12 protein-coding genes are annotated in these 13,680 nt (G+C 71.4%); 4 read left to right on the top strand and 8 right to left on the bottom strand.

Annotated elements, in window-relative coordinates; genetic code table 11:
* Positions 1-99 precede the first annotated feature (99 nt).
* Positions 100-513: a PPOX class F420-dependent oxidoreductase gene (locus QC180_RS18025; protein ID WP_278263917.1), complete on the top strand. Its 414-nt coding sequence runs from the start codon at positions 100-102 to the stop codon at positions 511-513.
* A 36-nt stretch (positions 514-549) separates the two neighbouring features.
* On the opposite strand, the gene QC180_RS18020 is transcribed toward QC180_RS18025, so the two are convergent.
* A complete protein-coding gene (locus tag QC180_RS18020; protein WP_278263916.1) occupies positions 550-1,458 on the bottom strand; it encodes a LysR family transcriptional regulator in 909 nt (302 codons plus the stop codon).
* A 119-nt stretch (positions 1,459-1,577) separates the two neighbouring features.
* Between QC180_RS18020 and QC180_RS18015 the strand changes: the two genes are divergently transcribed.
* Positions 1,578-2,270: a type 1 glutamine amidotransferase domain-containing protein gene (locus QC180_RS18015; RefSeq protein ID WP_278263915.1), complete on the top strand. Its 693-nt coding sequence runs from the start codon at positions 1,578-1,580 to the stop codon at positions 2,268-2,270.
* Between the two features lie 31 nt (positions 2,271-2,301).
* Here QC180_RS18015 and QC180_RS18010 read toward each other — a convergent pair whose 3' ends face one another.
* The 3 genes from QC180_RS18010 to QC180_RS18000 all read right to left on the bottom strand — a co-directional run bounded on the left by QC180_RS18010 (position 2,302) and on the right by QC180_RS18000 (position 6,501).
* The gene (locus tag QC180_RS18010; RefSeq protein WP_278264090.1) at positions 2,302-3,762 is read right to left on the bottom strand and encodes an MFS transporter; all 1,461 of its coding nucleotides are present in this window, start codon (positions 3,760-3,762) and stop codon (positions 2,302-2,304) included.
* A gap of 78 nt (positions 3,763-3,840) precedes the next feature.
* Positions 3,841-5,082, bottom strand: coding sequence for a uroporphyrinogen-III C-methyltransferase (gene cobA, locus QC180_RS18005; RefSeq protein WP_278263914.1), 1,242 nt, complete (start codon positions 5,080-5,082; stop codon positions 3,841-3,843).
* A gap of 66 nt (positions 5,083-5,148) precedes the next feature.
* Entirely contained in the window at positions 5,149-6,501 is a 1,353-nt protein-coding gene (locus QC180_RS18000) for a DoxX family protein (protein WP_278263913.1), read from the bottom strand.
* Positions 6,502-6,694: 193 nt separating this feature from the next.
* Between QC180_RS18000 and QC180_RS17995 the strand changes: the two genes are divergently transcribed.
* Together QC180_RS17995 and QC180_RS17990 are read left to right on the top strand one after the other, a co-directional pair.
* On the top strand, positions 6,695-7,825 hold the full coding sequence (locus tag QC180_RS17995; protein ID WP_278263912.1) for a phosphotransferase family protein: 1,131 nt from the start codon (positions 6,695-6,697) through the stop codon (positions 7,823-7,825).
* Between the two features lie 20 nt (positions 7,826-7,845).
* On the top strand, positions 7,846-8,940 hold the full coding sequence (locus QC180_RS17990; protein WP_278263911.1) for an Rv3169 family protein: 1,095 nt from the start codon (positions 7,846-7,848) through the stop codon (positions 8,938-8,940).
* An 89-nt stretch (positions 8,941-9,029) separates the two neighbouring features.
* Here QC180_RS17990 and QC180_RS17985 read toward each other — a convergent pair whose 3' ends face one another.
* The 4 genes from QC180_RS17985 to cobO all read right to left on the bottom strand — a co-directional run bounded on the left by QC180_RS17985 (position 9,030) and on the right by cobO (position 13,610).
* Complete coding sequence (locus QC180_RS17985; RefSeq protein ID WP_278263910.1) at positions 9,030-10,628, bottom strand: TROVE domain-containing protein; 1,599 nt, start codon at positions 10,626-10,628, stop codon at positions 9,030-9,032.
* Positions 10,629-11,021: 393 nt separating this feature from the next.
* On the bottom strand, positions 11,022-11,378 hold the full coding sequence (locus QC180_RS17980) for a cobalamin biosynthesis protein (protein ID WP_278264089.1): 357 nt from the start codon (positions 11,376-11,378) through the stop codon (positions 11,022-11,024).
* Between the two features lie 40 nt (positions 11,379-11,418).
* The gene (locus QC180_RS17975; protein ID WP_278263909.1) at positions 11,419-13,002 is read right to left on the bottom strand and encodes a cobyrinic acid a,c-diamide synthase CobB; all 1,584 of its coding nucleotides are present in this window, start codon (positions 13,000-13,002) and stop codon (positions 11,419-11,421) included.
* The gene (cobO, locus tag QC180_RS17970) at positions 12,996-13,610 is read right to left on the bottom strand and encodes a cob(I)yrinic acid a,c-diamide adenosyltransferase (RefSeq protein ID WP_278263908.1); all 615 of its coding nucleotides are present in this window, start codon (positions 13,608-13,610) and stop codon (positions 12,996-12,998) included. Before cobO ends, QC180_RS17975 begins: the two co-directional genes overlap by 7 nt.
* Positions 13,611-13,680: the final 70 nt, after the last annotated feature.

Raw genomic sequence — 13,680 nt, 5'->3', positions numbered from 1 at the left:
CTGTCACGAAACCCCTTGTCTCGGAACCGGACCCGCAGGTCACCGAACCACCCACCATCGGGCGGAATGCGCGGGCATCGTCACGTGTTCTCCACAGACGTGACCGATACCGCAGTGCTCTCCGACGAGCTGAAGACCTATCTCGACGACGAACGCGTCTACGCCACCGTCGCGACCGTGGGCGCCAACGGGCATCCGCACCTCACCGTGGTCTGGATCAAACGCGACGGCGACGAGCTGCTGTTCTCCACCACCGTCGACCGCCAGCAGGCCAAGAACCTCGCCCGCGACCCGCGCATCACCGTGATGGTGAACCCGCCGGACCGCCCGTTCCTCTACGCCGAGATCCGCGGCACCGCCAGCACCACCCCCGACCCGGAGCGGACCCTGCCCGACGAGATGTCGCTGAAGTACACCGGCAAGCCCTACCGCGAGTTCAATCCGGCGTCGGTGCACGACGGTGAGCGCGTCATCGTCCGGGTCAGCCCGCGCAAGGTCGCCGGACGGCTCTGAGACTCCGACCGGCGCGTCGGCGCCGCCCCGCGCTGCTCATTCCGCGCGCCAGGCGCGGGCGGCCGCGAGCAGCCGGGCGCGCACCAGGTCGACGTGCGGACGCGGCGGCGCGCCGACCCGGCGGGCCAGGAACCCGGTGTTGATGGGCGGGTCGGCGGGCTCGAGCAAGGTCACCACGGCCCGATCGGCGAGTTCGCGCGCGCACAGATACCGCGGCAGCACACTGATGCCCGCCCCGGCGACCACCACGGCCAGCACGGCGCGCAGATCGGGGACGACCAGCGCCGGGGTGGCTTCGAGGCGGGTCTGGAACACATGGCGCCAGTACCGGCGCAGGATGGGCAGGTCCGCGGCGTAGCTGACGAGCGGAAGCCCGCGCAGTGCCTCGGGCCCGTCGGACCGCAGTCGGTCCAGGTCGACACGCTCAGCCACCCTCGGCGCGGCGACCAGGACGAATTCCTCGTCGACGAGCGGCTCGGCGAGCACAGTCCGGCCGCGTGGGCGCGTGGTGGCGACGACCAGATCCACCGTTCCCGCGCGGAGTTCGCCGAGCAGGTCGTCGGTGAGACCGGTGCGCACGGTGACGCGCACACCCTCGGCCAACAGCGGCGCCAGCGCGGGCAGCACCTGCGCGGCGAGCTGTTCGGCGGGTCCACCGAGCAGCACCGGCGGTTCGGGCGGCGCCACGCGCCCGACGCCTGGTCCACCCACGACCGACTCCAGCGCGTCCAGCGGCGCGGCGATCCTGGTCGCGAGGTCGTGACCGGCCGCCGTCGGCGTCACCCCGCGTGGCAACCGCTCGAACAGCGGTCTGCCCAGGTGGCCCTCCAGCGCCCGCACCTGCGTGGTGGCGGTCGGCTGGGACAGCCCCACCTGCGCGGCGCCCGCCGTGAGCGACCCGGTCCGGTAGACGGCCAGAAACGTCCGCAGGTGTACCAGGTCCATCGATCCATCGGCTGGCCTATGTCTCATATCGCCGAGCCTATTGGTCAGCGAATGTCACCGCCCCTAGCGTGGGGACCGCGGCAGCGACCGCCCGACTCGTGGAATGGAGAAGCGATCCCATGGCACACATCCTGTTCGTCCTCACCGGCGCCGACCACTGGACCCTGGCCGACGGCACCGAGCACCCCACGGGGTTCTGGGCCGAGGAGTTCGCCGCGCCGTACGAGGCGTTCACCGGCGCGGGACACACCGTCACCGTGGCGACCCCGGGCGGGGTGGTCCCGCCGGTCGACCAGGCCAGTCTCGCGCCCGAGGCCAACGGCGGCGCCGAGCGCGCGGCGGCGATCGCCGAGACGCTGTCCGGCGCCACCGCGCTGCGCCACCCGATCCCGCTCACCGAGATCGACCTCGCCGCCTACGACGCCGTCTTCTATCCCGGCGGCCACGGCCCCATGCAGGACCTCGCCGTCGACCCGGCCTCGGCCGAGATCCTCACCGCCACCCTGTCGTCCGGCAAGCCGCTGGGTGTGGTCTGCCACGCGCCCGCCGCGCTGCTCGCCACCGCCGACACCGGCGGGGCCTCCCCCTTCGCCGGACGTCGGCTCACCGGGTTCAGCAATGCCGAGGAGACCCAGGCAGGTTTCGCCGACCGGGCGCGGTGGCTGCTCGAGGACCGGCTCGTCGCCCTCGGTGCCGACTACGTCGCGGGCGAGCCGTGGGCGCCCCACATCGAGGTCGACGGCAATCTCTACACCGGCCAGAACCCCGCGTCCTCGGCACCGCTGGCCGCCGAGATCCTCCGCGCGCTGTAATCCCGGCGCGGACAGCTCCGAGTGGAGAGGCTCAGGCGCGCTGGGCCTCTTCCTGGGCGTGCTGGGCCTGCACCAGCTGCTGCGGGGTGAAGCGCAGGGTCAGGGCGACCAGCGCGGCCAGGACCGCCAGGCCGGAGCAGACGAGCAGGACCAGGGTGTAGCCGCTGTTGAGTGCCTCGATCTGGCTGGGGGTCATGTCGGCGGCCTTGCCGTCGGTGCCGCCGAGCGAGAGCGTGCGCGAGGCCGCGATCGGGCTGAGCAGACCGATGGCGATCGGGGTGGCCAGGTTCATGAACATCTGGCCGACCGCGGAGAGCGGGCCGATGTTCGACGGCGGCACCCCCACCAGCACACACAGCGGCGCGAGCACCATGGCCACACCCACGCCGAAGCCGATCACCAGCAGCAGCGGCAGCAGCGTTGTCAGGTACTGCACCTCGCGGTCGAGGGTCGAGCCGAACAGCAGTCCGGCGGCCAGCACCGTGGCCGCCCCGGCCAGCAGCCAGCGCGGCGCGACCATCAGCGCCGCCTTGGAAGCCACCGCGCCACCGGCGCCGATGCCGATGGTGAACGGGATCGAGGCGACACCAGCCTGCAGCGGGCTGTAGCCGAGCACGTTCTGCAGCAGTTGGGCGACGAAGAAGGTCATGGCGCCCAGCACCGCACCGGCCAGGAAGATCAGCACGAAGGTGGCGACCCGGTCGCGGGTGTCGAACAGCGACCACGGCAGCAGCGGATCGGACTCGCGCCGCTCGACCAGCACGAACACGATCAGCAGCGCGAACCCGCCGATCAGCGAGCCCAGGATGACCGGGCTGCCCCAGCCCATCGCCGGGCCCTCGGTGGCGCCGAAGACGATCGTCGCGCAGGCCAGGGTGCCCAGCACCGCGCCCTTGATGTCGAGCGGGGTGCGGTGGTGGGCGGTGTCGGAGAGCTTGTAGACGGCGCCGAGCACGATCAGCGCGCCGATCGGCACATTGATCAGGAAGATCCAGCGCCAGGAGAACTCGGTGAGCGCGCCACCGACCACCAGCCCGCCGACCGAGCCGATGCCCACCATCGAGCCGACGATGGCGATCGCCTGGTTGCGTGCGGGGCCCGGCGCGAAGGTCGTGGCGACAAGTGCGAAGGCGGTCGGCGCCGCGACGGCGGCCCCGGCACCCTGCACCGCGCGCGCGATCAACAGCATGGCCTCACCGGTGGCCAACCCGCAGGCCAGCGAGGCGGCGGTGAACAGCCCGACACCGTAGATGAGCATGCGTTTGCGGCCGAACGCGTCGCCGAGGCGGCCGCCGAGCAGCATCAGGCCCGCGAAGGTCAGGCCGTAGGAGGTCACCGTCCACGCGCTGCCCGAACTGGACAGCCCCATCTCCTCCTGCAGGCGCGGCAGCGCGAAGATCACGACGGTGCCGTCGAGCACGACCATGAGCTGCAGGCCGCTCAGTACGAGGATGGCGAGGCCGAAGGCCCGCTTCGTCACCGGATACTGCATCGTCGCAGCGGGTTTATCGAGCACAGCGAGGCAGTGTAGTTGGCGCGGCGGCAACGCGAGGGTGCGCGGCCCGGGAAGCTAGTCGAGGCCGAAGCCCGCCGTCGGGCCGATGACGATGATCGCGGGCGGCCGGATCTCCTCGGTCTTGACCGCGGCGGCCACGGTGCCCAGGTCGGCGCGCACGACGCGCTGGGTGCGCAGGGTGCCCTCCTGGATGATCGCGGCGGGGGTCTCGGCCGGGCGACCGCCGTCGAGCAGGGCGGCGGCGAACTTGTCGATCCGCTCGACCGCCATCATCAGCACCAGAGTGCCGCGCAGCTTGGCCAGCGCGGGCCAGTCGACCAGCGAGTCCGGGTGGTCCGGGGCGACGTGCCCGCTGACGACGACGAACTCGTGGGTGACCCCGCGATGGGTCACCGGGATGCCCGCGGCGCCGGGCACCGAGATGGGGCTGGTGATGCCGGGGACCACCGTCACCGGGATGCCCGCCTCGGCGCAGGCTTCCAGTTCCTCGTAGCCGCGGCCGAAGACGTACGGGTCGCCGCCCTTGAGCCGGACGACGAACTTGCCCGCCTTCGCCCCGTCGATCAGCGCCTGGTTGATCGCCTCCTGCGCCATGGACCGGCCGTAGGGGATCTTGGCGGCGTCGATCACCTCGACGTGCGGGCCGAGTTCGGCCAGCAGCTCCGGCGGGGCCAGCCGGTCGGCGACCACCAGGTCGGCGCGGGCCAGCAGCCTGCGGCCGCGCACGGTGATCAGGTCGGGGTCGCCGGGTCCGCCGCCGACCAGGGCGACACCCGGGGTCACCGGTTCCGAATCGTCGGTCACCACACCCGATTGCAGGGCCTCGAGCAGGCCGTTGCGCACCGCGGCCGAGCGCCGGTGCGCACCACCGGCGAGCACGCCGAGGGTGAGGCCGTCGTAGCGGGCGGTGGCCGGGGTGACGGCGGTGCCGTCGCGCGCGATGTCGGCGCGCACGCAGAACACCCGCCGGGCGGTGGCCTCGGCGACCACGGCGGCATTGGTCTCGGGTTCGTCGGTGCAGGCCATCGCGTACCAGGCGCCGTCCAGATCGCCGTCGGCGTAGGCGCGCAGCTCCACCGTGAGCTGACCCGCCGTGGCCATCCCCTCGACCGCCGGGGTGACCGCGCGGCTGATCACGTGGACCTCGGCGCCCGAGGCGACCAGCAGGCCGAGCCTGCGCTGGGCGACGGTCCCGCCGCCGACCACGACCACTCTGCGCCCGCGCAGATCGAGCCCCACCAGGTAGTTCGGGTCCCCGGCGGGCTGGGTCGCTGCGGTGTCAGACGTGTTCGGCACAGTGTCCGAGCCTAGAGCCTGGCGCGCGTGGCGCCGAACGCACCCGCCGCATCACCGCCGACAGCCTCAGCCGCCGACGTAGGGCGCGTTCTGCACCCAGCGGAATCCGGTGGCACGCAGCGGCAGGCTCTCGTGGTCGAAGCGGGTCAGCGCCGCCGAGCCCGGCGCGCCGTCGAGTTCACCGCGCAGCAGCAGCTGGTCGGGGGCCGGGCGGTCCACGGTGAACACCGCGTAGGGCGGCGAATCCGGTTGCGCGGTGGGCAGTGTCACGGTGAGGGTGTGTGTCGCCGGGTCGACGACGGTGAGCACCGGCTCGACGCCGCCGTCCATGCGCTGGATCGCCGAACCACCGCTGTCCACGATGAGCCGCTGCCAGCGCACGGGGTCGGTGGTCAGCGGCGGCAGCGCCTGGCCGTCCGCGCTGAACTCGGTGACCTCCCAGATGCCGTACAGCTCGGGTTTAGGCGCACCGCCGCCGTATTCGTTCCAGCTCTCGATACCGACGACCACCAGCCCGATCGTGATCCACAGGCACACGGCGAGCTGTGCCACGGTGGCCCAGCGGTTCGCGCGCGGCGAGGTGAACAGCTCCGGTTGGGTCATCGGCGCCGAATCACGTTCCAGCACCAGCACATTCGCCAGCCTGCGCGCCTGCGGGGCGAGCAGCACCAGGCTCATCAGCAGCAGATGCCCCGACAGCATCTTCACCGGCACGTCGAAGGTCATGTTCAGCAGGAACACCTGGGCCATGCTGATCACCGACAGCATGGCGCCCAGCGTCGCGGTGCGCGGCCAGAACAGCAGGATCCCGGCCAGCACCTCGGCGGTGCCGAGCGCGACCTCGTAGGCGGGCGCGGAGCCGACCTGGGTCCACAGCATGGCCATCGGGCTCAGGTCACCGACCCGGGTCACGAGCGTGAGCAGGGCGGGTTCGGGCATCTGGGTCGGGATCAGCTTGGCGAAACCGTAGAACAGCATCTGCCCGCCGACCGCCAGCCGCAGCCCGGTCAGCGCCCAGCTCGCCAGGCGCGGATAGGCGCGTCGGCGCCGGTCCAGCACCGACCAGACCAGCGTGATCACCAGCGCGGCGACGAGGACCAGGCCCAGCTGGATCCAGACGGCGGCCATATCGCCGCTGCCGGTCATCACCACCTGGGCGTCGACCCCGAAGACGTGCTCGCCGATCCAGCGGCTCACCGGTTCCAGCGCGCGGATCTGCCACAGCACGGCCTCCTGGGGCAGCACGGTGGTCAGCCATCCGGCGAAGACGAAGGTGATCTGGGCCATCCACAGGCAGAACAGGCCGAGATAGGCCACCATGAAACGGAACGCGATCAGCGTGACCGGATGCCAGGTGGGCGCCGGTGGCGGTGGGTCCGTGAGATCGTCGTGCGTGTGCCGCGCGGTCGCCGTGGTCAACCGGTACCTCCCCGTCGAGATCGATTGTTACCCAAGCTAATCGGTGCCGCCGCGGGGCGCCTCAGGGAAATCCCCCATCTTCGCCTTGTCAACCCTGAATCCCACTCACCGACGCCCGGCTTACATTCCGGCCGGTCTTCCGGTAGTCCGATATCGCAACGCGTTTCATCTCGCCGACAGGGGTATCTCACATATGTCCGACGATCCGGACCTCACCGCGCAGCAATCGCTCACGGTCACCGAGCGCGATCTCGACCAGCTCGCCGAGCAGTTGTCGCAGTGGCTGTCCGGCAGGGTCGGCGCGGACGCGCCGCCGACGGTCAGCACTCTGAGCAAGCCGTCGACCGGCGGGATGTCGAGCACCACCATCCTCTTCGATGCCGCGTGGACCGTCGGTGGCGAGGCCGACGGCGGCTCCTTCGTCGCGCGGATGGCGCCCGAGGACGGGTCGTTCCCGGTGTTCCAGTCCTACGACCTGCCGCTGCAGTACCAGGTGATGTCGGGGGTGGCCGAGGCCTCCGAGGTCGCGGTGCCGCCGCTGCGCTGGCTCGAACTCGACGAGTCGGTCTTCGGCACCCCGTTCTTCGTGATGGAGAAGGTCGAAGGCCGCGTCGCCGCCGACAATCCGCCCTACGTGTTCTTCGGCTGGGTCTTCGACGCCACGGTCGAGGAGCGCGCGCTGATCGCCGACGCCACCGTCGAGACCATCGCCCAGGTGCACGCCATCGACAAGCCCGCCGAGCGCTTCCCGCTGCTCGACGGCGAGGGTTCGGCCCTGCGCAGGCACTTCGAGGCCCAGCGCGCCTGGTACGCGTGGGCGCTGACCGACGACGGCGTGCGCATCCCACTGATCGAGCGCGCCTTCGACTGGCTCGAGGCGCACTGGCCCGCCGAGACCGGCCCCGAGGTGCTGAACTGGGGTGACGCGCGCCCCGGCAACATCCTGTTCGACGGCTTCACCCCCGCGGCGGTGCTGGACTGGGAGATGGCCACCCTGGGCCCGCGCGAGCTGGATCTGGGCTGGGTGATCTTCATCCACCGCTTCTTCCAGGACATCGCCACCCGCTTCGACCAGCCGGGCCTGCCGGACTTCCTGCGCAAGGACGCGGTCGTCGCGAAGTACGAGGAGCTGACCGGCCACACCGTCCGCGATCTCGATTTCCACATCGTCTACGCGGCCCTGCGGCACGCCATCGTGATGGCCCGGATCAAGCGCCGGATGATCCACTTCGGCGAGGACACCGTGCCCGCCGAGCTCGACGACTACGTCATGCACCGCCTGAGCCTCGAGGCGCTGCTCGACGGCACCTACGAGTGGGACTGAGGAGTTCGACGATGGCGATCATGCCGGTTCCCCTGGACGAGTACCCGGTCCACCAGACCCCGCTGTCGCTGGCGCGGGTGGCCACCAGCGACCGCAACTTCTACGACCGCTACTACTTCAACGCCTTCGACCCGGCCGGTGACACAATGCTCATCACCGGGTTCGGCGTGTACCCGAACCTGGGTGTGGTCGACGCCTTCGCCACCGCACGCCAGGGCGATACCCAGCGCGCGGTGCGTTTCTCCGACGCGCTCACCTCGCGCGACCTGAACACCGCCGTGGGTGGCTACCGGATCGAGGTCATCGAGCCGCTGCGTCAGCTGCGGGTGATCTGCGAGCACGAGGACCTGAACTTCGATCTGACCTGGACCGGCGCGCAGGACGCGGTGCAGGAGCAGCCGCACCTGATCCTGTCGGGCACCCGGCCGATCATCGAGGCGTCGCGCTTCGCCCAGTTGGGTTCGTGGGCGGGCACTCTCGCCGTCGACGGGCGCGACTACACCGTCGACCCGGCGGTCTGGACCGGCAGCCGGGACCGTTCCTGGGGCATCCGTCCCTCGGGTGAGCCCGAACCGGCGGGCCGTCCCGCCGACGGGATGGGCGGGTTCTGGTGGCTGTACGCGCCGCTGCGCTTCGCCGAGTTCTCGATCGTGGTGATCGTGCAGGAGGAGCCCGACGGCACCCGCACCCTCAACAACGCCGTGCGCATCTGGAACGACGGTCGCAAGGAACAGTTGGGCTGGCCGCGCATGCACTGGAGCTACGAATCCGGCACCCGCCACCCGAAGTCCGTACGCCTGGATCTCACCACCCCCGACGGCAAGCCGCTCGAGGTGGAGATCGAATCGCGTCCCGGCATCGCCCTGCACGTCGGCTGCGGCTACGGCGCCGACCCCGACTGGACGCACGGCCGCTGGATGGGCGAGAAGTGGTCGCTGTCGAGCTCCTACGACCTCACCGACCCCGCGATCATCGGCCGTACCCCCTACGGCGTGATCGACCACATCGGCTACGCCCGCTGCGGCGACGCCGAAGGCTGGGGCCTGTTCGAGCACGCCTCGATGGGCCGCCACGACCCCACCGGTTTCGCCGATTGGTCCTCGGTCGCCCCCTGACGACCGGGTACCTCTCGTGTGAGAGGAAAGGCGCCGCCGCGACAACGAGGTCGCGGCGGCTCCGATTTCCCGACCGTCGGGCCGGATCGCTAGGCGGCCGTGGCGAAGTCGGCCAGCAGCGACGGCACGGCGGCGTCGAATCCGGCGACGTCGAGCATGCCCGCGTCGTCCGGGTCGGCGATGCTGAACTTCGTCGCCGTCATCCCGACCACCACCAGCTTGGCCCGCGGGTTCACCGCACGGCGATAGCGGGCCAGCGCCTGATGCGGGTGCTCCGAGCCCGCCCACGTCTCGTTGTCGGTGTAGATCGAGAACACGTCCACCTCGATGCCCTTGTCCAGCGCGTGCAGGATGGGCAGCGAGCAGTCGGTGCCGCCGAACGGCAGGCCCGAGACCGTCGCCACGGCGTCGTCGAGGCGCTGCCGCGGCGAGATCGCCAGCGGGGTGAGCCCCTTGGCGCCCTGCCAGCCCTTGCCCGCCGAGGTGAACCCGACGATCTGGTGCCGCGGCTCGGTGCGGGCGGTGACCAGCGCGAGCGCGGCCGAGGCCTCCCGCGCGCTGAGCGGCAGCCCCGAGATCGGCATGGTCATCGAGCCGGAGACGTCCAGCGCGAGCAGGTGTCGCAGGCCGGTCGGTTCGACCGTGTCGAAGGCGGCGTAGAACGCGGCGTCGAGCGCGTCCACGACCGGGGCCGAGGACGTCCAGGTGCCCGCGCCACGCGCCGAACGGCCGCTGGCGTAGGTGCGCTGGGCGATCAGCACCGCGACCGGGTGCACGCGAGCCTTGCGCAGCCGGTCCGGGTCGGTCAGCTGCGCGCAGATCTCCGCCGTGCGCGGCCCGAGCGGGTCGAGCAGACCCAGCCGGGTCAGGCGCGGTAGCTGCCGCAGCAATGCCGTCTGCGGAAGTCCGTTGTCCAGCAACGCCTCCCACACCGGCGCCGAGCTCAGCGCGGCGTTCGGCAGCATCTCCCAGCTCAGCCGGTAGGCGCGGACCAACTCGGGTACCTGCTCGACCGGCGCGTTCTGGGCACGCTGGAACCCTTCGACGAGCGCGAGCCCGTCCAGGTCCGGGGTCCGGCCGCAGACCCAGTCGAACAGGCGGCGCCGCGCGTCCTCGGTGGTCACCGGGTGCGCCAGCCGCAGCAGGTCGCGGTGCGACCAGCCTTCCCGCTGCCGGTACTTGACCACCTGGAAGGCCAGGGCGTCGACCGGCTTGTCGAGATACCAGTTCGCGACCGCGCGCCGCAAGCCGCGACCCCAGCCACGGAACTGCTCGGCGTATCCGGCGAACAGGAACAGGTGAGTACCGGTGCGCGCGACCAGCGGCAGGGCGGCCAGGGCGGCGCGGCGTCCGTCGAGGTCGCCCACCGAGGCGGCGGCGGCCAGCGCGAACAGGGCCGGGTTCGCCCGCGGCGCGCGGCCGGAGGTCGAGATCTCGACGACCTCGCGCACCAAGATGGTGGCGTGCTCGCGCGCGTAGTCGAGGATGAATTCGGCGTTGTCGGCGGTCAGCGCGGCGGCGGAGACGTAGTACGTCCCGGATTCCGTGCCGAGCGTCAAAAACCGGCGCACGCGCGCCTCCGGGGTGATCTCGAAGACGAAACCGCCCGCGTCGCCGAGGACCTGTCCGCGGTCGGCGGGTGCGGTCTGCGGCGTGGCGCGACGAGAGATGCGCGACAGAATGTTCATGGTTCCCCCTCCGATACGTCGACCGGCGTAGTGAGTCTCGGCCCCGGGACCCACCGGGACATGCGTGCGGTAGCGAGCGGACGGACGTGTGTGTTCGGCCGAGAACGGAAATCGCTTTCCGCCGCGAGAGTCGAACCCGCTCGACCCGAAGGTCTTCACCAGATAACCGGCCGAATCCGGTCCGTCCTGCTCGTCTACCGGGGCAGTGGCACGGCGGACGTGTGTGTTCCGACCGGAAGGCGCTCTACCGGACTGAGCTACCGCCACCTCGCGATGGCGGGCAGGATTCGAACCTGCGACATCCCCGTCTGAATCGGTAACCGATCGAATCCGGTCCGCCGTGTCGACTGCTGAACAGAACGGTACCGGGCGGCACCGATCCTGCCCATCGAATTAATTCCGGTCCTCGTGGGCGGTCGCCACGGCGACGACGATGCCGTCGACAACCGTTCTCTCCCGGACGAGTTCACCGCCACCGGCGAGCAGCGCCGCCGCCTCGGCCACGCTGTCGGCGCCGATCGCGCGCGCGGTCCGCGCCGATCGATGTCGTACCGCGACCTCGGCCAGCTGGGCCGGGGTGAAGGTCACCAGCGGAACGGTCAGGGTGTCGGCGGCGGCGCGGATTCCGGTGTCGTCCGCGCGCCGGTCGAGGGTGGCCAGCCCGACGATTCGGGCGACAGCGGCCACCGAGTCGATCGCACGAAGGATTCGGGTCGACTCGGTGCCAGGTCGCAGCCCGAGGCCGACCACTACGCGCTGTTCCGCCCGTTCCCGCCGGTCCACGGCGCGGTCAGTTCCGGCCGAATCGCCGGGCGGCGTCGACGAATCGGGCGATGGCGTCGGGGTTTCCGGCCGGGTGGGTGTGCAGGTAGGAGGCGTGGACCTGACGTACGACGGCGCCTTCGGACGTCGAGCCGGGGGCACGCCACCCCCAGGCGGCGGGTTCGGGGCCGGTGCGGACCAGGCGGGTGCGGTGGAATTCGTGGCCGCGCACCCGGGTGCCCGCGCGCCAGAGGGCGGAGTCGTGCAGGGCGACCGCGTCGCGGTAGCCGAGGGTGAGGCGGGGGCCGAATTCGGCGGTGGCGTCGAGGACTCCGGCCATGGGGTGGCCGTCGAGGGAGGTGGTCAAGTAGAGCAGACCCGCGCATTCGGCGTGGATGGGCAGGTCGCGGACGGCGGCGTCGGCGATCTGGGCGCGCAGTCGCTCGTTGGCGGAGAGGGCGCCAGCGTGTTCCTCGGGAAAACCGCCGGGAAGCACCAACCCCGCGGTGCCCGAGGGGAGTTCGTCGTGCAAGGGATCGAAGACGGCGACCTCGGCGCCCGCGGCCAGCAGTAGTTCGCGGTGCTCGGCGTAGCCGAAGGTGAACGCGGGACCACCGGCCATGGCGATCACCGGCTTCGCCTTGCCGTCGTCGGCATGATGTCCGGGCACCACGACCAGCGGCTTGGGCGCCTCGTGGAAGACGGGGGCCTCCATGGTGGAGGTCGACGGGAACAGGAGCTCGTCGACCGCCGGGGCGCCCGCCACGACCGCCAGCGGCTTCGCGGGGTCGGTGAGCGCGGGTCCTTCCGCGACGGGCGGCGGCGTGGGGATCGGGTGCGCGTCGAGCGCTGCCAGTTCCGCCGCCGGGTCCCAGACCGGTCCGTCGACGGAGCCACCGGCGAGGGCGACGACAGCGTGCAGGTCGACGTGGGCGGCGACGAGTTCGGTCATGGCCTCGACGGCGTCGACCGCGGCCCGACCGTGTTCGACGGCGGGAATGAGACCGAGGTGACGCGACGGCACCTCAAGTTCGGCCATGCGGGGCAGAGCACCGAGAACGGGGATGCCGACGCGGTCACAGGCCGCCCGCAGGACCTGTTCGTGCCGTTCGCTGCCGACCCGGTTGAGGATCACCCCGCCCAGCCGCACGGAGGCGTCGAAGGTGGCGAACCCGTGCAGGAGCGCGGCCAGGCTCTGTGAATGACCGCGCGCGTCGACCACCAGCGCCACCGGGGCCCCGAGCAGACCGGCCACCTGCGCGGTGGACCCCTCGGCCACGGCCTCGACCCGCTGCTCGTCGATACGGCCGTCGAACAGGCCCATCACGCCCTCGACCACGGCGATATCGCAGCCGTGGGCGCCGTGTCGGTACAGCGGCACCACACGGTCCTCCCCCACCAGCACCGGGTCGAGATTGCGGCCGGGGCGCCCCGCGGCGAGCCCGTGGTAGCCGGGGTCGATGTAGTCGGGGCCGACCTTGAACGGCGCCACCCGATGACCTGCCCGCCGCAGCGCGCCGATCAGGCCGGTGGCCAGGGTGGTCTTGCCGCTGCCGGAGGCCGGGGCGGCGATCACCACCGCCGGTGCGCTCGCCGCGGCGGCAGTCACCATTCGATGCCGCGCTGACCCTTGCGGCCCGCGTCCATGGGGTGCTTGACCTTGGTCATCTCGGTGACCAGGTCGGCGGCGTCGATGAGGGCCTGGGGGGCGTCGCGGCCGGTGATCACCACGTGCTGGTTGCCGGGGCGGTTGGTCAGGGTCTCGACCACCTCGTCGACATCGACCCAGCCCCACTTGAGCGGGTAGGTGAATTCGTCCAGGACGTAGAAGCGGTGCTGTTCGGCGGCGATGCGGCGGGCGATCTCCTGCCAGCCCGACAGCGCGGCGGCGGCATGGTCTTCCTCGGTGCCGTGCTTGCGGGTCCAGGACCAGCCCTCGCCCATCTTGTGCCATTCGACCGCGCCACCCGCACCGGTCTGCTCGTGCAGGGTGCCGAGGGTGCGGAAGGCGGCTTCCTCGCCGACCTTCCACTTGGCGCTCTTGACGAACTGGAACACGGCCACGTCGAAGCCCTGGTTCCAGGCCCGCAGCGCCATCCCGAAGGCGGCGGTGGACTTGCCCTTGCCCGGCCCCGTGTGCACCGCCAGCACCGGCTGATTGCGTCGCTGCCGGGTGGTCAGCCCGTCCTCGGGGACGACCTCCGGAACACCTTTGGGCACAGGGAACTCCTCTTCTCGGCGCACTGCTCGCGGCCACCCGGCCGGGCCGGTCGCCGTTCTTTCTATCAGG

Source organism: Nocardia anocheti, assembly GCF_029675105.1.
Lineage (GTDB): Bacteria > Actinomycetota > Actinomycetes > Mycobacteriales > Mycobacteriaceae > Nocardia.
Note: the sequence above shows the minus strand (reverse complement) of the source record. Positions and strands in the feature narration are given on the sequence as shown.